The 20,913-nt window shown below is 37.3% G+C and carries 21 protein-coding genes; 11 read left to right on the top strand and 10 right to left on the bottom strand.

Features of this window, described 5'->3' with window-relative positions:
* Positions 1 to 37: 37 nt before the first annotated feature.
* The 3 genes from speG to purM all read right to left on the bottom strand — a co-directional run bounded on the left by speG (position 38) and on the right by purM (position 2,418).
* Positions 38 to 628 (bottom strand): spermidine N1-acetyltransferase, encoded by a 591-nt coding sequence (gene speG / locus GWJ05_RS15520; RefSeq protein WP_036936060.1) that lies wholly within the window; start codon positions 626 to 628, stop codon positions 38 to 40.
* Between the two features lie 106 nt (positions 629 to 734).
* Entirely contained in the window at positions 735 to 1,364 is a 630-nt protein-coding gene (gene purN / locus GWJ05_RS15515) for a phosphoribosylglycinamide formyltransferase (protein ID WP_036936063.1), read from the bottom strand.
* A 13-nt stretch (positions 1,365 to 1,377) separates the two neighbouring features.
* Entirely contained in the window at positions 1,378 to 2,418 is a 1,041-nt protein-coding gene (gene purM / locus GWJ05_RS15510; RefSeq protein ID WP_036936066.1) for a phosphoribosylformylglycinamidine cyclo-ligase, read from the bottom strand.
* 232 nt (positions 2,419 to 2,650) lie between these two features.
* Between purM and upp the strand changes: the two genes are divergently transcribed.
* From upp to hda, 4 genes are all read left to right on the top strand, one after another.
* A complete protein-coding gene (gene upp, locus GWJ05_RS15505; protein WP_036936069.1) occupies positions 2,651 to 3,277 on the top strand; it encodes a uracil phosphoribosyltransferase in 627 nt (208 codons plus the stop codon).
* A gap of 116 nt (positions 3,278 to 3,393) precedes the next feature.
* Positions 3,394 to 4,695, top strand: coding sequence for a uracil permease (gene uraA, locus GWJ05_RS15500; RefSeq protein ID WP_036936071.1), 1,302 nt, complete (start codon positions 3,394 to 3,396; stop codon positions 4,693 to 4,695).
* Positions 4,696 to 4,963: 268 nt separating this feature from the next.
* The gene (locus GWJ05_RS15495; RefSeq protein ID WP_036938960.1) at positions 4,964 to 6,169 is read left to right on the top strand and encodes a mechanosensitive ion channel family protein; all 1,206 of its coding nucleotides are present in this window, start codon (positions 4,964 to 4,966) and stop codon (positions 6,167 to 6,169) included.
* A gap of 220 nt (positions 6,170 to 6,389) precedes the next feature.
* Positions 6,390 to 7,097, top strand: a complete 708-nt coding sequence (gene hda / locus GWJ05_RS15490; RefSeq protein WP_036938961.1) for a DnaA inactivator Hda — start codon at positions 6,390 to 6,392, stop codon at positions 7,095 to 7,097.
* A 201-nt stretch (positions 7,098 to 7,298) separates the two neighbouring features.
* On the opposite strand, the gene GWJ05_RS15485 is transcribed toward hda, so the two are convergent.
* From GWJ05_RS15485 to GWJ05_RS15475, 3 genes are all read right to left on the bottom strand, one after another.
* Positions 7,299 to 8,549: an MFS transporter gene (locus GWJ05_RS15485; protein ID WP_036936074.1), complete on the bottom strand. Its 1,251-nt coding sequence runs from the start codon at positions 8,547 to 8,549 to the stop codon at positions 7,299 to 7,301.
* A 690-nt stretch (positions 8,550 to 9,239) separates the two neighbouring features.
* Entirely contained in the window at positions 9,240 to 9,596 is a 357-nt protein-coding gene (gene arsC, locus GWJ05_RS15480) for an arsenate reductase (glutaredoxin) (protein ID WP_036936077.1), read from the bottom strand.
* 8 nt (positions 9,597 to 9,604) lie between these two features.
* Complete coding sequence (locus GWJ05_RS15475) at positions 9,605 to 11,077, bottom strand: beta-barrel assembly-enhancing protease (RefSeq protein ID WP_087802199.1); 1,473 nt, start codon at positions 11,075 to 11,077, stop codon at positions 9,605 to 9,607.
* A gap of 154 nt (positions 11,078 to 11,231) precedes the next feature.
* Between GWJ05_RS15475 and GWJ05_RS15470 the strand changes: the two genes are divergently transcribed.
* Complete coding sequence (locus tag GWJ05_RS15470) at positions 11,232 to 12,308, top strand: AI-2E family transporter (protein WP_087802200.1); 1,077 nt, start codon at positions 11,232 to 11,234, stop codon at positions 12,306 to 12,308.
* A 70-nt stretch (positions 12,309 to 12,378) separates the two neighbouring features.
* Here the strand turns inward: GWJ05_RS15470 and bcp are convergent, their stop codons facing one another.
* Positions 12,379 to 12,849 (bottom strand): thioredoxin-dependent thiol peroxidase, encoded by a 471-nt coding sequence (gene bcp, locus GWJ05_RS15465; RefSeq protein ID WP_161681484.1) that lies wholly within the window; start codon positions 12,847 to 12,849, stop codon positions 12,379 to 12,381.
* Positions 12,850 to 12,867: 18 nt separating this feature from the next.
* The gene (locus GWJ05_RS15460; RefSeq protein WP_036936091.1) at positions 12,868 to 13,425 is read right to left on the bottom strand and encodes a glycine cleavage system transcriptional repressor; all 558 of its coding nucleotides are present in this window, start codon (positions 13,423 to 13,425) and stop codon (positions 12,868 to 12,870) included.
* Positions 13,426 to 13,640: 215 nt separating this feature from the next.
* Between GWJ05_RS15460 and dapA the strand changes: the two genes are divergently transcribed.
* The 4 genes from dapA to purC all read left to right on the top strand — a co-directional run bounded on the left by dapA (position 13,641) and on the right by purC (position 17,721).
* A complete protein-coding gene (gene dapA / locus GWJ05_RS15455) occupies positions 13,641 to 14,540 on the top strand; it encodes a 4-hydroxy-tetrahydrodipicolinate synthase (RefSeq protein ID WP_036936093.1) in 900 nt (299 codons plus the stop codon).
* 16 nt (positions 14,541 to 14,556) lie between these two features.
* Positions 14,557 to 15,603 (top strand): outer membrane protein assembly factor BamC, encoded by a 1,047-nt coding sequence (gene bamC, locus GWJ05_RS15450; protein WP_036936096.1) that lies wholly within the window; start codon positions 14,557 to 14,559, stop codon positions 15,601 to 15,603.
* 281 nt (positions 15,604 to 15,884) lie between these two features.
* On the top strand, positions 15,885 to 16,475 hold the full coding sequence (locus GWJ05_RS15445; RefSeq protein ID WP_036936098.1) for a phosphatase PAP2 family protein: 591 nt from the start codon (positions 15,885 to 15,887) through the stop codon (positions 16,473 to 16,475).
* A 532-nt stretch (positions 16,476 to 17,007) separates the two neighbouring features.
* Positions 17,008 to 17,721 (top strand): phosphoribosylaminoimidazolesuccinocarboxamide synthase, encoded by a 714-nt coding sequence (gene purC, locus GWJ05_RS15440; protein ID WP_036936100.1) that lies wholly within the window; start codon positions 17,008 to 17,010, stop codon positions 17,719 to 17,721.
* 142 nt (positions 17,722 to 17,863) lie between these two features.
* On the opposite strand, the gene GWJ05_RS15435 is transcribed toward purC, so the two are convergent.
* Complete coding sequence (locus GWJ05_RS15435; protein WP_103004671.1) at positions 17,864 to 18,475, bottom strand: glutathione S-transferase family protein; 612 nt, start codon at positions 18,473 to 18,475, stop codon at positions 17,864 to 17,866.
* 78 nt (positions 18,476 to 18,553) lie between these two features.
* Positions 18,554 to 19,252: a helix-turn-helix transcriptional regulator gene (locus tag GWJ05_RS15430; protein WP_036936103.1), complete on the bottom strand. Its 699-nt coding sequence runs from the start codon at positions 19,250 to 19,252 to the stop codon at positions 18,554 to 18,556.
* Between the two features lie 260 nt (positions 19,253 to 19,512).
* Between GWJ05_RS15430 and ypfJ the strand changes: the two genes are divergently transcribed.
* Positions 19,513 to 20,397: a KPN_02809 family neutral zinc metallopeptidase gene (gene ypfJ, locus GWJ05_RS15425; RefSeq protein ID WP_161681483.1), complete on the top strand. Its 885-nt coding sequence runs from the start codon at positions 19,513 to 19,515 to the stop codon at positions 20,395 to 20,397.
* Positions 20,398 to 20,458: 61 nt separating this feature from the next.
* On the top strand, positions 20,459 to 20,911 hold the full coding sequence (locus tag GWJ05_RS15420; protein ID WP_036936105.1) for a DUF441 domain-containing protein: 453 nt from the start codon (positions 20,459 to 20,461) through the stop codon (positions 20,909 to 20,911).
* The last annotated feature ends 2 nt before the right edge of the window (positions 20,912 to 20,913 follow it).

The raw sequence follows: 20,913 nt of genomic DNA, 5'->3' as shown, positions 1-20,913 counted from the left end.
AACTAGGGTTAAAGTTAAATCTTAATATCTGAATAAATCAGACATGTTGCTTAATAGTCGCACCCGGTTTGACAAAGTTTTCGGGCTTCGCTTCTTTGGCTTTTTGCTCAAAATAAGGTGCTTGGAATGTACACATTCTAATTGCAGAACGATAAGCACCGTTAACAAAAAATTCATCTATTAAATCACCTTCTTTTTTAAAACCAAGCTTTTCATAAATATGAATCGCTTTAGCATTTTCTTTATCAACGATTAAATAGAGTTTGTATAAATTAAGAACAGAAAAAGCATAATCCATGGCTAATTTTGCCGCTCGTGCTGCATAGCCATGACCTTGATGTGCAGGTGCTATGATAATTTGAAATTCGGCACGACGGTGAACATAATCAATTTCAACCAACTCGACAAGCCCTACTTTAGTGCCTTCACTTTCAGCAATAAAACGGCGTTCACTTTGGTCGTGAATATGTTTTTCATATAAGTCACTTAACTCAATAAAAGCCTCATAAGGTTCTTCAAACCAATAGCGCATCACGCTGGCGTTGTTATCAAGTTTATGGACAAAAGAGAGATCTTCTCGTTCGAGAGGACGTAATTTTATAGGTGGAACTTTCTTACCACCGGACATAAGCACCTCGGTGAATGCATTGAATAAAAAGAGAAAAGGGTGACACAAAAAAAGTCACGCGGGCTACAGTGTAGCACAATGTGACTTTTTAGCTTAAACGAAATAGTTAATCAAGATTGTCGAACAGTGCAATATCATCAAGATAAGCTTGATTGTTCTTCATTGTCAATCGGTCTTCAGCTAACCAACGGATCGCTAATGGGTAGATACGATACTCTTCTATTTGTATTCTAGCTTGTAATGATTGTTCAGTGTCATCGGGAAAAACCGGAATACGCGCTTGAATAATCATTGGGCCACCATCAAGTTCTTCAGTGACAAAATGGACGGTAACGCCATGAAAAGGATCTTTATTCGCTAAAACCTGGCGATGAGTATGCAATCCTGGGTATTTGGGGAGCAAAGAAGGATGAATATTTAATAATTTATGCTGATAATGAGCGACAAAAGCAGGTGATAAAATACGCATAAAACCCGCTAAAACCACGATATCAGGTTGATAAACATCAATTTTTTCAATTAACGCTTTATCGTAATCAGCGCTATCATTAAATTGGGTTGGATCAACAAAATAAGCCGGAATATCAGCCTGTTTTGCACGTTCAAGGCCATAAGCATTCGCTTTATTGCTTAAGACAGCAACCACATTACCTGTGATTTTATTTGCCCTACAGGCGTCAATAATCGCCTGTAGGTTGCTGCCGTTTCCTGAAATAAGGACAACGATATTTTTCATTCACATGTTTTCATTAGTTAATAATAACTTGTGCTTCACCTGTCGCTTGTGGCGCAATTTCACCGATAAGCCATGCATTTTCACCACATTCAGCAAGGTGAGTTAATGTTTTTTCAACATCATTTGGGTTAACAGCAATTAACAGTCCGACACCGCAGTTAAAGGTGCGATACATCTCATGCGTGCTGACTTGTCCTGCTTCTTGTAACCATTTGAAGACAATAGGCCATTCCCAGCTTTTACTTTCGATACGTGCTTGCGTATTTTCTGGTAGTACCCGAGGAATATTTTCCCAGAATCCCCCACCAGTAATATGTGCAACTGCATGAATATCAACATTTTCAATTAATGACAGCAGTGATTTCACGTAAATACGTGTAGGTGCTAATAGGTGATCAGCGAGTGATTTGTCACCAAGTGGAGTACTGTCCGCTTGTGTATTACTGACTTCAAGAATTTTTCTGACTAATGAATAACCATTGGAATGAGGGCCACTGGATGCTAGAGCTATTAATGCATCACCAGTTTTAACTTTGCTACCATCAATAATCTCTGATTTTTCAACTACGCCGACACAAAAGCCAGCGATATCATAATCATTACCGTGATACATCCCCGGCATTTCTGCTGTTTCACCGCCCACTAATGCACAGCCTGATTGCTTACAGCCTTCAGCAATACCCGTTACAACACGAGCTGCGGTATCGACATCTAATTTTCCTGTGGCATAGTAGTCAAGGAAGAAAAGGGGTTCGGCACCTTGAACAATTAAATCGTTGACACACATTGCGACTAAATCAATACCGATGTCATCATGGCGATTTAAATCCATCGCAAGGCGGAGTTTTGTACCCACACCATCGGTGCCTGAAACTAAAATAGGTTCGCGGTATTTAGATGGAATGGCACATAATGCACCAAAACCACCTAAACCGCCCATCACTTCAGGACGGCGAGTTTCTTTTACTACACCTTTGATACGATCGACTAAAGCATTACCTGCATCAATATCGACACCGGCATCTTTATAGCTGAGAGAGGATTTGTTAGTCACGTAGAGCCCTCACGGCAAGTTGCTGTTAAGAAAAAAATGTGTGCGAGCGTTATTCTAACAGGCAAAGCAAACGTTTGCGAGGATCTTCTTTCTAGGTCACAATTATTCATGTTGGTGCGGTTAAAAGCTGTGCGTTTGATCAAAATCAATAGAAAAACGATGGAATGTTGGCAAAAAAGCGGTATAATCTCGCGATTTTTTTGTCAGGCTGCGTCGTACATTAGGAGAAATTATGAAGATCGTTGAGGTAAAACACCCACTCATTCAACATAAATTGGGGCTGATGCGAGATCATGATATAAGCACTAAGCGCTTTCGTGAACTGGCTTCAGAAGTTTCCAGTCTACTGACGTATGAAGCTACCGCCGATTTAGCAACAGAGACGGTAACAATTGAAGGTTGGTGTGGTCCGGTAGAGATAGAACAGATTAAAGGAAAAAAAATCACAGTAGTTCCTATCCTCCGTGCAGGTATCGGGATGATGGATGGAGTATTAGAAAATATTCCTAGTGCCCGAATCAGTGTAGTTGGCGTTTACCGCGATGAAGAAACCTTAAAACCCGTCCCTTACTTCCAGAAATTAGCATCCAATATTGAAGAGCGTATGGCTCTTGTTGTTGACCCTATGTTAGCAACAGGCGGCTCTATGATTGCCACAATTGATCTATTAAAAAATGCGGGCTGTACTTCAATTAAAGTATTAGTACTGGTTGCTGCCCCTGAAGGTATTAAAGCATTAGAAGAAGCTCATCCTGATGTAGAGCTATATACTGCATCAATTGATAGCCATCTTAATGAGCATGGGTACATCGTTCCAGGTCTTGGCGATGCGGGTGATAAGATATTTGGTACAAAATAATAATTAAGCCGACTTTGATAGTCGGCTTTTTTTTGGACCACTTCTTCGCTTTATCTTGTTCTATAGTTAGAAAATATAAACCAATTTCACATTCATATTAAAGAGAGGTCGTAAGCATGACTCGTCGTGCAATCGGGGTAGAAGAGCGCCCACCATTATTACAAACAATCCCGTTGAGTCTTCAACATCTGTTTGCAATGTTTGGCGCTACCGTACTTGTGCCAATTTTATTTAAAGTTAATCCGGCAACAATATTATTATTTAACGGGATCGGAACCCTGCTCTATCTCTTTATTTGTAAAGGACGCATTCCTGCTTATTTGGGTTCAAGTTTTGCGTTTATCTCACCAGTACTTTTACTTTTACCATTAGGGTATGAATTAGCTCTTGGGGGATTCATCGTCTGTGGCGTGTTATTTTGTCTTGTGGCAGGTATTGTAAAAATAGCAGGACGAGGCTGGATTAATGTGATGTTCCCTCCTGCGGCAATGGGCGCAATCGTTGCCGTCATCGGACTAGAGTTAGCAGGAACGGCAGCCGGAATGGCGGGCTTATTACCCAGTGCAGATGCGCCAGTTGATAGCCAAACATTGCTTATTTCTATGGTTACTTTAGGTGTGACTATCTTAGGTTCTGTGATGTTTAGAGGATTCCTTGCTATTATTCCTATTCTTATCGGGGTGTTAGCAGGTTATGCGCTCTCTTTTTTCTTGGGCGTTGTTGATGTTACCCCAATTAAAGAAGCTAACTGGTTTGCACTACCTACGTTCTATTCTCCGCGTTTTGAATGGAGTGCTATTTTTATTATCTTACCCGCAGCATTAGTGGTTATTGCGGAACACGTTGGACACCTTGTTGTTACAGCAAATATAGTACAACGTGATTTAATGAAAAATCCAGGCTTACATCGCTCTATGTTCGCAAACGGTTTCTCTACCATTATTTCGGGTTTCTTTGGTTCAACACCAAATACGACTTATGGTGAAAATATTGGTGTGATGGCTATCACTAAAGTTTATAGTTCATGGGTGATTGGTGGTGCGGCAATTCTCGCCATTTTATTATCTTGTGTCGGCAAACTAGCCGCAGCTATTGCAGCCGTACCTGTTCCAGTTATGGGGGGAGTATCTTTATTACTTTATGGTGTTATTGGAGCTTCAGGTATTCGTGTCTTGTTAGATTCGAAAGTTGATTACAATAAACCACAAAACTTGATATTAACGGCTATTATTCTGATTGTCGGTGTGAGCGGTGCTTCCATTCAAATTGGTGCTGCTGAATTAAAAGGTATGGCATTAGCAACCATCGTGGGTATTGTTTTAAGTTTAGTCTTTAAACTAGTCAGCATTGTTCGCCCTGAAACAGAATTAGTGGATAACACCATTGAATCGGTAAGTGGTACAGCAAATAAAAAATAAGCGATATGCTGAAGTTAATGAAAAAGGTGGATAATTTCCGCCTTTTTTATTGCACTTTACTTTTATGTTAATATGAAAAACTAAGATTTTTGATATTTTAAGTGTTTAAAACTTAGAAAAGCATCATTAATTCAATCATGATGTTTATTTAAATAAAATAAATGAGACAATGGGGGCTAATTCTTGTGCGAAATAGACATCTTATCTGCTATTTGAATGATGTTTGTTTTAAGGTGGGATGCGTCTCAAAAAAGGTATAACGCAATTTATGGAAAAGCTGATTGAAATTTATGATTTCATTACATCAAAGCAGATTTTTACCACAGTATTTTTAGTTATTGTGCTACTGGTAGTCTGGTTTTTCGCCAAGATGATTTTCCGCAGAATAGCAAAGCGATTGCTTTTTTTATTTACTGAACTTTCAGATGAAGAAACTATTGAAGATATCGCTAAAAAGAGTGCCTCTATCGTTGCGGTAACATTAGTTCTCTATATTAATCAGTTATTACCATCTTTTTCACATGAGATGAATGTGATCTTTGAGACGGTTGCTCGAGCTTTTATTATTATCAATATTGCCTCATTGCTTAATAATGCCCTTGATATCTTTAATATTAGGCATGCAAAAAAAGCATGGCATCGGAATAATTCTATCAAAGGTTATATTGAAATTGCCAAAATTGTCGTTTGGATAATTTCTTTTATCCTGATTATTGCTCTCTTTACTGAGCAATCACCACTTATTATTATCTCAAGCTTTGGTGCTATTGCTGCGGTATTAATGTTTGTTTTTCAACATACTCTTATTTCATTTGTTGCCAATATTCTTATTTCAAACGGCAAAGTATTAAAGCTTTATGATTGGATAGAATTGCCAAGTAGCAATATCAGTGGCGAGGTGATTGATATCGCATTACACACCATCACCATACGTAATTGGGATAACACGATTTCACGTATTCCGACAAAGGATTTTTTGACAGAAAAATATACTAACTGGCAACCGATGTTTTCATCAGGAGGACGTCGGATTAAACGTAGCTTTTATATTGACCAATCTTCTATTTCATTTGCGACGGAAGAGTTGGTTCTTGAATTAAAAAATACTGTACCTCTTCGTAAGAGCATAGAAGCGATGCTTGAAGGCAAAGAAGAAGAAATTGGTGATATTAATGTATGGTTAGAAACAAAAGGGGTGACCAATTTACAGCTATTTAGAAAGTACATGCTAAATTGGATAAAAATGCGTGGCGATGTTCGACCTGATATGTATTTGGTGATCAGAACAATGCCACCAACTCCAATGGGATTACCTGTAGAGTTATACTGTTTTACTCGAGCAACGACTTGGGTTGAATATGAAGAAACACAATCTGAAATTTTTGAGTATATAAACGCATCAGCTAAATATTTTAAGCTCGATATTTATCAACAGCCGTCAGGTAATGATGTTGCGAAATTAAAATTCAAATAATAAAGATGATTAATTAAACAAAGAATTCGTTTCGGATTTTGCGCTAAATAATTTTAGCTACGGCTAGGTGACAACAGGAAGTATGAGAAGTATACAAAATAGGCTTATCAGGATAATTTTGCTGTTATCTTCATCAGTATAATGTGCTTTTTTAATATTGGTTCTGACCTTGTGAGAATTTGTGTTAGAATCTCCGCGTTTATTAAACTATTCAGGTGAGGTGCTTCTGAATACGCCGTCACAGCTATCATTACCACTATCTCTGCCCGACGATGAGACATTCGATAGCTTTTATGCAGGAGAAAACGCGTCGTTAGTCGCGGCAATCCAAACCGCCATTCATCAATCTCATGGCAGTTATATCTATTTCTGGTCCCGCGACGGAGGTGGGAAGAGCCATCTATTACATGCTGCTTGTGCTGAACTTTCATTAAAAGGTGATGCTGTTGGGTATGTGCCACTTGATAAACGAGCCTATTTTGTTCCCGATGTCCTTGAAGGTATGGAGCATTTATCGTTAGTTTGTATCGATAATGTTCAATGTATCGCGGGAGATGAAGAGTGGGAACTCGCTTTATTTAATCTTTATAACCGCGTTTTAGAGCATGGTCGAACTTGTTTATTAATTACCGGGGATAGACCACCTCGACAAATCGAATTACAACTTCCTGATCTTGCTTCTCGACTGGATTGGGGGCAAATTTATCGTTTACAGCCATTAAGCGATGAAGAAAAAATTCAAGCATTGCAATTGAGAGCAAAGCTTCGTGGGTTTGAATTACCTGAAGATGTGGGGCGCTTTGTATTAAAACGCCTGGATAGAAAAATGCGGACACTCTTCGAAATGCTCGATGAGCTTGACCACGCATCTATTGTTGCTCAACGTAAGCTCACTATTCCCTTCGTGAAAGATATTCTTAAACTTTAGCTTTACCTTTGTTAATGCTATTTCTCATCGTGTTAGGCAAGGTAAATAACGCAAGCTCGCCTCTATCGTCTAAATTAAAACCTACTAAAAAATCATGTTGTTATGGCGATGTTTTGTATTAGATACAATAAAAAAAACCGCTTGTCTTTGTAAAAGGCAAGCGGCGAGAAATACAAACAATAAAGGAGGAGGGTTAAATAATTAGTGAGCTTCTACTACTTTGGCTTTCTTTTGAGGTATCAGTAAGAAAATCAGATACAGTACAGTAATTGCAACAGTGTAGCCTGTGAAAATTAACCAGAATGATTTCCAGTCAACAGCACCATTGGTGGTATATAAGTCAATGACCCAGCCACTTAACATTGCGCCCAAATAAGTACCAAAACCATTCACCAAGGTCATAAACATGCCTTGTGCTGTTGAACGATATTGTAATGGGATCTCTTTTTCTAAGAATAATGAACCTGAAATATTAAAGAAGTCGAACGCACAGCCGTACACAATCATTGATAATAATAATACGATTTGGCCTAATGATGTGTAGTCGCCATAAGCAAAGAAACCGAAACGTAAAATCCAAGCAATCATACTAAATAAAACAATAGTTTCGATTCTTACACGTTTTAGTAACAAAGGCAGGAATAGAATAAACACGACTTCTGAAATTTGTGAAATAGATAAGAATACAGAAGGATAACGTGCAAAGAATGAATCATCCGCATTTGGAGATTGTGCAATATCTTGTAGGAAAGGTACACCAAATGTATTGGTAATTTGCAGTACTGAGCCTAATAGAGTTGCGAAGAATAAGAAAACAACGACATTTTTCTTTTTAAACACCTGTAAGATATTTGAAAGACTAAATGCGGCTTCTTCCATTTTAATTTCATTTTCATCAGCTGATTTAGTTGCAGGTAAGAACATTGCAAATACAGCTAAAACAAGAGAGGCGAGTGCTGCAACAAAGAGTTGGTGATAACTATTTCCTAGACCTAAGAAACTAATAACCCACATAGCAGCGATAAAACCGACGGTGCCGTAAACACGAATTTTGGGGAAGTAGTTATTAGGCTCTAAATGTTTTTGCTCTAATAGTTCAAAGATGATGCTGTTTGCCATTGAAATACTTGGCATAAAGAACAATAAATGCAACAGGGTAGCAAAAAATAGTGTGGTGACTGTTGTCATTTGCGACATCAACACTAATGCTAATGCAGAAAAAATATGCAGGGTAATAAACACTAATTTGCGGTTATTTATTTTATCTGCAATAAATCCCATGATGACAGGTGCGATAAGTGAGGCGAGTCCAAGAGCACTGAAAATAAGCCCAACATCACTACCTTTAAAATGCAGTTCTCCAAAGAGGTACGAGGCGAATGTGACCAGCCAAGATCCCCATATAAAGAATTGGAGGAATGAGACAAGTTTTAATCTAAGTACGATATTCATCTGTTTTCCTATTAGCCTAGCAATCACCCGACATCATAATGATGATTGGTTGGTTTTAATTGCCCGTAATGTTGGCTATAACGTTGTTTATTTCACATACATCTATAACTTCATTTCATATCGATTAATTGTCATCAATTTAAAAATTAACAACCAAAGAAGAGATAGAGTAAATAACAAATTGAAAGTTTATTGCTGTATTGCAGTATTATTTAAAATGTATTTTTTTTGTTAAATTTTTTCTTGGATGATAATGAAAAAATATTTTGGCGAGAATTTAGCGTTTATCAACTCTGCTATCATATTTTCTGATGCCCATGATATGTAGGAACGTATTTGTGTAAAGAGACTTGAGTCACAATATAAATGAAACAAATGATTATTTTTTCTTTTTAAGGTGATCTATAGCGGTATTGTGTGATCTTGATAGACATTTCAAAAAATGATGATTTATTAGCCATAAAAAATATGAAAATGAGATGAATTTTTTTGAAAGCAAAAAGAGATTACTTTTTTCCTGTTGAAGAAATAAAGAACACTTTATTAATTTAGGTGATTACAATTTAATAACATTTGGTGATTTACGTCTAAATAGGGAAAAGAGAGTAAACGGTTGCGGTATTAATGATAAAACAAAAAGAATAAAGCCTATCTCACACATCGCTAAGTATAGGCTTTAATTTTCTACTCTTAGCTAAATAACTCTTTCACTTGCTCTGGTGGGCGGCCTAAACGGGCCTTATTCCCTACAACCACAATAGGACGCTCAATAAGCTTAGGGTTGTCATGCATTGCTTGGATTAATGCATCTTGTGATGTTTCGTCAGCAAGTTCGAGCGTTTTATAGCTATCTTCTTTTGTGCGCATTAATTTTCTTGCATCATCAAAACCTAATGCCTTAAGAAGTATTTTAAGTTCTGCGACTGAAGGTGCTGTATCTAAGTAGAGAATAACCTCAGGGGTTATTTGCATTTCTTCTAGTAAATGTAAGGTTTCACGGCTTTTTGAACAGCGTGGATTATGATAAATCGTCACTTTCTTGGTCATGTTGTCCCTTATTTAAATTGACTGTCTCTTTGTTGTATTTTTCTTAACTGGTCAATACGCGCGTCAAAGCGTGCTTGATCATTACTGCCTAGTTTAACTTGTCTACTTGCATCACCTAGATAACGGATCGCTGTTTCAAAGTCACCTCTGAGTGCTAAATCTTCCGCATAAGCTGCTAATTCATGAGCTCTATCACCTTGTTTAGCAGCGTTTTCTGCCATTAATTGCCAACCAATGGGATCACTTGGGTTATCAAATGTATAACGGTAAAGCAGTCGATTCGCTTCGTTATATTGCTTATTATGCATGTAGGAATTGGCTAAGTTAGCAATAATGACATTGTTATTTGGTTTTTGTTTTAATGCTAATTGTAATCTTGCGACAGCATCTCTCGCCCGATTTTGCTCTAAATCGATATCGGTTATCGCGTCAATAAGCCAAATATTATTAGGCTCTTTTTCTAACATTGGAGTTAGCAGTTTTCGTGCTTCATCAAATTTACGATCACGAGAGTAAATTAATATTTGCGCATAATTAGCTGCTGATTTTTCAATAGCAGTGCCTTGCTTAAATTGATCAAGCGTAGTTTGAAATGCGTTATCTGAGGCGGGATTTTTATTTAACATGGCGAGTACACGCATTTTGGCAAACAGAAAATCAGCTGACTGAGGAAGTTGGCGTGCAGGATATTGACTAGCTCGGCTTCTCGCATCAGATAATCGGCTATCTGGTAAAGGGTGCGTTAATAACATTTCAGGCGGTTTAGAGCTATAGCGGACCTGGTCGGCAAGAATTTGCATAAAATCAGGCATTCCCTTGGGATCAAATCCAGCTCTGTAGAGTATTTGTATCCCAATACGATCAGCTTCTTGCTCATTCATTTGTGTAAACGTGATCATATTCTGCTGCATCCCCGCCATGCTTCCCGTAAAGGTCGCTAGCCCAGCATTGGGGTTTGCCATAAAAATCAAGATAGAACCTAACACCCCTGCAAGTGCAAGTGGTGATGTCTTTTTTTGATCTTCAAGCATTCGTGCTAAATGACGTTGTGTAACATGCGTGATTTCGTGGGCCATAACAGAGGCTAATTCACTTTCATTTCGGCTATAACGAAAGAGTGCAGAATGCAAAACGATATTTCCCCCAAAATAAGCAAACGCGTTAATATTGGGATTGTTAACCAAATAGAAGTGAAAGGGGGTTTTTACTGAATTGGCATTAGAAACGAGTTTTTGCCCTAAATTATTAATGTAGTTAGAAAGTAATGGGTCAAAAACTAATGGTGCACTATTTCGCAGTTGGCGAGTATAGTAATCACCCATAGCGATTTCTTGATTAATACTCAGCGTTGAACCTGCTGTGGTTCCCATATCAGGTAAGGAGTCTTCAATATCAATTGCAGCATGTGCTGGTACGACTGATGTTGATAGCAACGCAGAAACAAGAAGCGCGACTAATGGTTTTTTAAGTCTGAGTTTCATACAACTGTATCCTGATGGCTATCCTAACAAAAAATTAATAATTAATGATGTATGATAGCAAAACCTAACGTAAAATCTGTCAAAAGATTATTGCTTATGTAAATGAATACATATAGCTCTATTATTCTGATTATTATAAAGGATCTTCATTTTCATGCTGGACTTGCTTGTTCAATGGTACAAACGCCGATTTGCTGATCCACAAGTTATCGCTCTTGTGGTTATCTTAATTGCAGGCTTTTCAATTCTGTATTTTTTTAGTGGCATACTTGCTCCTTTATTAGTGGCAATCGTACTTGCCTACCTTTTAGAGTGGCCAACTCATTTACTTGAGAAATTGGGATGTGCTCGAATTTGGGCCGTATCGATAATTCTGACACTCTTCATCGGTATTAGTGCCATTGTTATTTTGATTTTAGCGCCAACGGTTTGGCAACAAGGGATGACACTGATTTCAGATATCCCAAATATGATCAATAAATTCAATGCATTTGCACATGAATTGCCTGATCGTTTCCCTGCATTAATGGATGCGGGGATTGTTGATATGATGGCAGAAAATTTGCGGAGTAAGTTCTCAACCGTCGCTGAATCTGTCTTGAAAGTATCTTTAGCTTCATTAATTGGTGTTATCACTCTTTCTATTTATCTTATTCTTGTCCCTTTAATGACGTTCTTTTTGCTTAAAGATAAGCAACAGATGCTTAATGCTGTACGTCGTGTTTTACCAAAAAACAGAATACTGGCAGCACAAGTTTGGATTGAAGTTAATCAGCAAATTACTAACTATATTCGCGGTAAAGTGACAGAAATGGTCATTGTTGGTGTCTTTACTTATTTTGTTTTTGCTTTCTTTGATCTACGTTACTCCGTATTGCTTGCTGTTATTGTCGGCGTTTCTGTTTTAGTGCCTTATGTTGGTGCTGTTTTAGCAACCATTCCAGTTATTGTGATTGCGCTTTCTCAGTGGGGATTAGGTTCTGATTTTTGGGCGTTATTTATTGCTTATCTTGTTGTTCAAGGATTAGATAGCAACTTATTAGTACCGATTTTGTTCTCTGAAGCGGTAAATATGCATCCTTTAGTTATTATCTTATCCGTGATTATATTTGGTGGTATGTGGGGATTTTGGGGCGTTTTCTTTGCGATCCCATTAGCAACCTTGATAAAAGCAGTATTACATGCATTACCTGATGAAATTGCAAATGAGCAACATATAAAGAAAAGCTAAATAGGGTATTGCACTAACAAAAAACAGACAGTGAAAACTGTCTGTTATCTTATTAATACGCAATCGCTATTTACGGATGCTGGGCGAGATATTCGAGAACAATTTGATGGTGATTAGTGGTTTTAAAGCTATCAAAAACGTGCTCAATAACACCATTTTTGTCAATTAAGAAGGTTGTACGATGAATACCATCGTAAGTTTTCCCCATAAATTGCTTTTCTCCCCAAATACCAAACTCTTCGGCAACTTTATGATCCTCATCTGAAAGTAATGTGAAGTTTAACATCTCTTTTTCAGCGAAGCGGGAAAGTTTTTCTGATTTATCTGTGCTAATACCCAATACTTCGACTTGTACCTTTTTTAATGCGTCCATTTCATCACGTAAGCCACAAGCTTGAGCCGTACAGCCTGGTGTCATTGCTTTAGGGTAAAAATAAACGAGCACACGTTGACCAGCGAAATCAGATAAATTAATTGTTTCTCCATCTTGGTCGGGCAGACTGAATTGAGGCGCCTTTTCACCGGCTTTTAATGGGTTCATTTGGTCATTCTCCATTTTTTACTGTTTCATCATCAGACTATTTACGATACTTATTGTGCCTTGAGCATTTAGCTCTGTACATAATTGATTGAATTTCTCATGAATAACAAGACCGTGATCATCTAATGGGTTGTGCGCCGTAATTTGTATCTCTAAACGGGCGGGGGTACCATCTTCTGACGGGTGCGTTTTAGAAATTAATTCAGCGAGATTAAAATTATGCTGGCTAAATAAATTAGTAAAGCGTTCTACAATACCGGGTGCATCTTCAATATCAACTTTCGCTGCAATAGTTGAAGGATAGGTAACAGGCGCACCATTTTGAGTTCTTTTCATGACGGTCAATAAATCTAGTTCCGCACTTTTAATTGGCAACAACGCTTCTAACTGGGCGATAGCGTTCCAGCCTCCTGAGAGTAGCATGATAAACGTAAACTCTTGACCAAACATCGCAAGTCGGCTGTCCTCGATATTACATCCGCATTGGCTGACTAATTGTGTAATGGTATCAACAATACCTGGGCGGTCAGCACCTAATGCAGTAATGACGAGAAAATGTTTATCAGGTATGGGCAAAATGAGGTTCCTTTTGACTTTCAGTTTATTCTTAACAGGTAAACACAAAATTTGATTTCTGCCAAGATCCCTTGCTCACTATCTTCAATTATTATCTCTCTTTAATTCATATCAAAGAATATTAGCAAATTTCATTAGAAACCTAGAGTTAAGTAGTTTTCAATAGAGCAATGAATGAGTACCATTGAGTATACGTCTATCTCGGAGCAATGATTATGGTGAATAACGAATTTAATTTTACAGGCAGTATGGTGGCATTGGTTACACCAATGGACACAAAAGGCAATGTTGACCGGGTTAGTTTACGTAAATTAGTTGACTATCATGTTAATGCAGGCAGTGCCGCTATTGTTTCTGTCGGTACAACAGGAGAATCTGCAACATTAAGTCACGACGAACATGTTGATGTTGTTTTAATGACATTAGATATGGCGGATGGACGTATTCCTGTGATTGCAGGTACCGGTGCTAATGCAACATCTGAAGCAGTCTGGTTTACACAACAATTTGAAAACAAAGGTATTGCAGGTTGTTTAAGTGTGACGCCATATTATAATAAACCTTCACAAGAAGGGTTATATCAGCACTTTAAAGCGATTTCTGAAAGTACTGCGCTACCACAAATCCTGTATAATGTACCGGGCCGTACTGGGTGCGATTTATTGCCAGTAACAGTTGCACGTTTAGCTAAGTTGGATAATATTGTGGCAATTAAAGAGGCGACAGGGAACTTAAGTCGGGTTAGTCAAATCCAAGAGTTGGTTAATGATGATAGTTTCATCTTATTAAGTGGAGATGACGCATCATCATTAGACTTTATGCAACTTGGTGGTCACGGTGTTATTTCGGTTACTGCTAACGTTGCAGCGTCAGAGATGGTAGAATTATGTCGATTAGCAAATGCAGGTGAGTTTGCAAAAGCACGTGAACTTAATCGACGTCTGATGGACTTACATCATCAGTTATTTGTTGAACCTAATCCAATCCCAGCTAAATGGGCGTGTCAACGTATTGGATTGATTGAAGACGCCACATTGCGCTTACCTATGACTCCGTTGACATCATCAGGTCAGCAAATTGTCGAGAAAGCGCTGTTAACAGCGGGAATACTGTAAAACTTAGGGAATTTTAATGGCAACACTATTGCATAAATCAAAGATTATGAAGGTCGCGGGTCTGTCGCTGGTGGTTTTACTGGCAGCCTGTTCAAGTGATCAGCGCTATAAACGTCAGGTTAGTGGTGATGAGTCTTATTTAGAGACGGCAGAGCTAAAGAATTTAGCGATTCCGGCGGGTATGGTGTTGCCTTTGCAAAATGGGGAATATGATATTCCAACCCCTAAAAAAACGGAGCCAGTAGGTTTAGCGCTTGATATTCGTCCACCTACTCAAGCACTGAATTTATTAAGCGGTTCACGTAGTGAAAATAACGCAGATAACAGCAGGCTGTTATTGCCTAACGCACCTGAAAATACAACACTGTATGAGCAAGTAACGGCTATTTTAAAAGATAAAGGCGTTGCTATTGCAAAAAGTGATGCTGGGCAAAAAGAAATTCACACTGATTGGATAACGTGGCTACGTGCAGATGAAAACGTGCCTTTCCAAACGCGTCAGCGCTTAGCGATAGCTCAATCGGGTAATGTAATTTCATTAACCATAACAAATGAAGGTTTACGCCAAGGCGAAACAGACGTTACTGATCCGGCTGAAGTAAAACGTTATAATATTTTAATGCTTAATGAGCTGGTTGATGGTTTAAACCGTATGCGTAATTTAACCGAAAATACGGCTACAAGTAATCTTCAAGGTATTATTGATGTCCAAAGTGGCAGTGATAATGCAGGACTTCCAGTGATCATTGTACGTGCACCATTTGATGTTGTTTGGGATAGATTGCCAATTGCCTTAGAAAGTGTGGGAATGAAAATGGGTGATCGTACACGTTCTAAAGGTTTAATTGAAGTAACCTATAAAGGAATGAGTAGCGCGAGCTGGAGTTCGTTAGGGGTGGATAGACCAACGGTAGAAGAAGCGGATTATAAATTACAAGTGGGTGATTTAAATAACCGTAGTAGTTTACAATTTATCAGTGATAAAGGTAAACCATTAACACAATCACAGAACGATCAAATGGTTGCGGCACTGAAGGCTGCTTTCAGTAAACCTGTGAAATAACATCCCGCTTTATAGAATAAAGAGAAGCCACACAATATGATTGTGTGGCTTTTTTATGTTTTTCATTGATAGAAGAATACTACTTTTATTTTTAGAGACTCAAATAGAATACTTCCATTGTATTTTTCGTCAATGGAATACTCTTTTAATGACAATATTTAATTTAGTGTTATTAATAATATTAATCTTAATGCAATACTTTTAAAACTATGCAATATTGCGTCAATTCTTATTCTTAATAAAAATAACAAAGCATTCTCTGACTATATGAAGGAGTATTTATGAGTGCGGGTGATATGATTATTCACTTGATATTAAGTGGGATACTTATTGTTGGTGTTTATCAGTTTTATTTTTTTACTCAACGATATACATTGAGAGAAGTGAAAGTAATTAATTCACCTGTTGATGAAAAAATTCCTTTCTGGCCTTGGTGGTCATGGATTTATAGTTTTTTATATTATCCAGCAATTCTATATCTTAACTGGATTATTCAAGACTCAAGACAGTTTATTATGATTGTTTTTAGTTATATTGTGTTGTTAGTTATGCAAATGTTTTTCTTTGTTGTATTCCCGGTTGCGACGCCAGCACATTGGCGAGCGATTAATCCAGGGAAAACAGCATCAGAAAAATTTCTTAAGTTTGTTCAACACTTTGATGATTCATCAAATTGTTTCCCGAGTATGCACGTTTCAGTGGCAACACTGACTGCTTGTCTTGCTTATGCAACGTTAGGACCATGGGTTTTCTTATTCCCATTATTTATCGCTTTATCTTGCATGTTTACTAAACAACACTATTTAATTGATTTGCCTGCTGGTGCTTTATTAGGTTGGTTTGCTTATGAAATCTATTGCTTTATTATTTAATTAAAACGTTATGTTATTGTGTGAGAACTCATGCTTTGAAAAATATAGTGATAATTTAATAAAGATAACTTATTAGAATTTATTAATAATAAATGAGGCCAAATTAATTTCCAATAAAAAAGAAATTAGTTTGGTTTTTATTTGTCATTACTCGAGATAAGTGTAATGACAAAGGAATTAAGTACTAATTAAAAAGAATGCAATTTTAAAATAGAGATAATGCAGTGATATAAACTAAAAATATTCTTATTTTGACTTTGGGGATCATTTATATTCTGTTCTTATTATGAAATTTTTATTTATAAGTTTTAGTGGTTAATCTTTTTTATTTTTAATATTAAAAGTAATTATTAAAATTGCAATTTCTAATAATGGGCTTTGATTTTCCATAAACAGCGCTGTTATCAGTACGTTCTCTTTGCGATTTTTTTAGTGATAGCTCTCACGTTTTAAAAGCTTTTTTATCGAATCTAGAGTAGAGTATGGGGAGCAAATTTCTTGTTAAACCTATCACATCTTTGGAGTGTGTCAGATGCAGAAAAAAGCTGAGTTGTATCGTGGAAAGGCCAAAACAGTCTATGCCACTGAATCTTCTGATTTTCTTATCCTTGAATTCAGAAATGATACATCAGCGTTAGATGGCCAACGTATTGAACAGTTTGATCGTAAAGGTATGGTAAATAATAAATTTAACCATTTCATTATGAATAAACTGGAAGAAGCGGGTATCCCAACGCAGATGGAACGTTTGCTTTCTGATAATGAAGTGCTAGTCAAAAAACTCGATATGGTGCCTGTTGAATGTGTTATCCGCAATCGTGCGGCTGGCTCATTAGTTAAACGTTTAGGCGTTGAAGAAGGTATGCTTTTAACCCCACCTATCTTTGATTTATTCTTAAAAGATGATGCACGTCATGATCCTATGGTGAATGAATCTTATTGTGAAACCTTTAATTGGGTGTCTAAAGAAAACCTCGCAGAAATGAAACGCCTTAGCTATAAAGCAAACGATGTCCTTAGCGAATTGTTTGATAAAGCAGGACTTATTTTAGTCGATTTTAAACTCGAATTTGGTCTATTTCACGGTAAAGTCGTATTAGGTGATGAATTCTCTCCTGATGGTAGCCGTCTATGGGATAAAAATACCTTAGATAAAATGGATAAAGATCGTTTCCGTCAAAGTTTAGGCGGGTTAATTGAAGCATACGAAGAAGTTGCACGCCGAATTGGTGTTTCTTTAGACTAAATACGCAAACGATTACGTGAAGTAAAAAACAATATAATAAAAAAGGTCAGCTTAAAAACTGACCTTTTTTTTACATGGAGTGTATTAAATGAACATTGCTAAGCAAATAGATTGATAAAATGATATTTAGTAATAAAAAACCTTATCGCAATCCTAAGCTTTCTAATAATTGCTTAATTTCATTATTAAGTGCAAGATTATCAATATATTGATTAATTAGTGGAGTGGGTTTGATGAGGGCATATTTGCATAAGAAGATTAGGAAATAGCCCACATATACATCGACAGCAGTCAGATTTTTGCCACAAATATAAGGATTGGCATTGGCTAATCCTGTTTCTAAACACTGAAATACTCGTTCAAATGAACCAAAACCCGAGGATTTTTGTTTTTCTTCATTCAACACTATACCAAGTTCTTTTACTGTAAATGCGGATTCAATAGGACCGGCGGTAAAAAAGAACCAACGATAATAAGTAGCACGCTCAGGTGAATTAAGTGTAGGCGCAAATCCTTTTTCAATAAATTTATCTGCCAAATAAGCACAAATCGCAGCTGTCTCTGTAACGACGTTTTCCCCATCAACTAATGCGGGAACTTTTGCCATTGGATTGATAGCGAGATATTCAGGGGTACGCATTGATTCGCCATACTCTAATTCAACGCGCTGATAAGGCACATTTAATATTTTTAGGAAAAGCTCAACGGTGTTGCCACGAGACATTGTATTAGTATAAAGAATAAGTTTACTCATAATGTTTCCTTACTGTATTAAGTAACGTAATGTTTATTTAAATTGGGACAGCAAGGTGGATATTACGAAAGTTGAGTGTCAGTTATTGTCAGGAGTGTTTTTGAGGATCTCTTTTTTCCATCTATCGAGTAAATAGTTTTTAGGATAAGGCAAGGTATCATTTAATATTTCATAAGAAATAATTCTATCGAGCCGAAAGTGGCGGTAGTTTTTGCGCAGTTCACACCATGCTGCAATCACTTGTGAGTCTTGGAAGTAGCCAACCGCAATCGGCCAAATAATCCGGCGACTTAATTGCTTTTTGGCGTCTTGATAATCAATTTGCGCTTTTTTTTCTTCACGTAAACTTAAACGCAAATCTTTAGCGATAGCATGATTAATTTCTATAATTCGGTGAATGGGAACGAATAACGTATTTTTCTCAAGTAAACGTTGATGTTGTGCTGTTATCACGGCATTTATCTTATTAATTGCCCGTAATGCAGAGTGACTCAATTCTTGATCTGTATTATTTTCTACCCAACGTAGGCCTAAAATAAGCGCCTCAAGTTCGTTAATATCAAAGGTTAATGGTGGTAGTAATAAACCTGATTTTAATTGATAGCCAATGCCCGCTTCTGCTGTAATTTCAGCGCCCTGATTGCGTAAAGATTCAATATCACGATAAATAGACCTCACACTAATATGTAATTTATCAGCCAGTGCTTCCGCTGTTATTGGGTAGCGGTTTTCTTTTAAAATCTGCAATAAAGTAAGCAAGCGCTGAGTTCGAGTCATTAAATTATCTATTTATTAGAGGAAAATACGCGATAGTAGGGGGAAGAATTCTATTATGAAATCGTTAAAAAGACAGCTTTAATTCTTGGTGTGCTGATTTGTTTGCCGTTATTACTCGCGCGTTTTTTTACACTGATAGTCTCTATCATCTTGTCCTTAAAAAATAGGGAATAGAGATAGCAATTTTTTGTTATTATCTCAAATCAAGTGATAAATTTGCTCATAATAAAATTAGCCTATTAAAACAGTGGGGATAAGCTATGCGTTGGAATGATCGCCGAAGAAGTAATAATGTTGAAGACCGAAGGGGACAACCTTCCTTTGCATCTGGTGGTGGCAATCTCCCATTAGGATTAATTACACTTTTGCTCCGTACTAAATATGGTTTTGTGATAATTATTGTTTTAGTTATTGCCAGCTTTATGGGGTTTGATTTTAATTCATTAACGGGTGAAACCAATCAAGCGCCACAACGTAATGAGCAACAAACCGCACTTTATAATGATGCTGCTGATTTTAGTAGTGTTGTTTTAGCCAGTACAGAAGATTTCTGGCAAACGATTTTTGCACAGGCAGGAAAGCAATATAGTGATCCTAAACTCGTGCTATATACCAATAGTACGACCACACAATGTGGGACTGGCACAAAAATTATGGGGCCATTTTATTGCCCAGCTGATCGAAAAATTTATCTTGATCTCTCTTTTTATAATGAGATGAAAAATAGCTTAGGGGGTGGGGGCGAATTTGCCCAAGGTTATGTTATTTCTCATGAAGTTGGTCATCACGTTCAGCATTTATTAGGTATAACGACCCAAATTCGTGAAAAGCAACAGATGGCCCGTTCAAAAGCAGAAGCTAATCGTTTATCTGTAAAGTTAGAGCTACAGGCGGACTGTTTCGCGGGAATGTGGGGACACTTTATTGCAGGTGAAGGCCGTATTGATGAAAGTGATTTATTAACAGCAATCAAAACAGCGCAAGCGATTGGTGATGATAAATTACAGCAACAACAGCAAGGTTATGCGGTACCTGACAGTTTTACCCATGGTACGGCAGAACAGCGTAAAACCTGGTTTATGCGTGGGTATAACAGTGGCAATATTAAATCTTGCGATACATTTGCTTCTTCGTCTTTGAACTAATACCATTCTTTGGTAAATAAAAGACAATTAACATTATAAAGAGAAAGGGTTAGGAACAAACATGAGCAATGTTGATCCCTCATTATTAATTTTACTGGTTCTCGCAGGGCTTGGTATTATTAGTCATAATATGACTGTGACGTTAGCTATGCTGGCTCTGTTAGTGATTAAAATCACACCATTAAATCAATATTTTCCTGTTGTCGAAAAATATGGCATGACCATTGGGATCTTAATTCTTACCATCGGTGTAATGACACCCATTGCAACAGGGCGTATTTCAGGGCAAGAAGTTCTTAATTCATTTTTAAATTGGAAATCACTATTAGCGATTGCTATTGGCGTCGCTGTTTCTTGGTTGGGGGCTCGTGGTGTTTCTTTAATGAATAATCAGCCTTCAACAGTGGCTGGTTTATTAGTGGGGACGGTCATTGGTGTTGCCCTTTTTCGAGGTGTGCCGGTTGGACCATTAATTGCCGCGGGTATTCTTTCGTTATTAATTGGTAAATCCTAGCT

The sequence above is a fragment of the Proteus sp. G2626 genome, assembly GCF_009915985.1.
In the GTDB taxonomy this organism is placed as follows: Bacteria; Pseudomonadota; Gammaproteobacteria; order Enterobacterales; family Enterobacteriaceae; genus Proteus; species Proteus vulgaris.
This window is presented reverse-complemented; position numbering and strand designations above follow the sequence as displayed.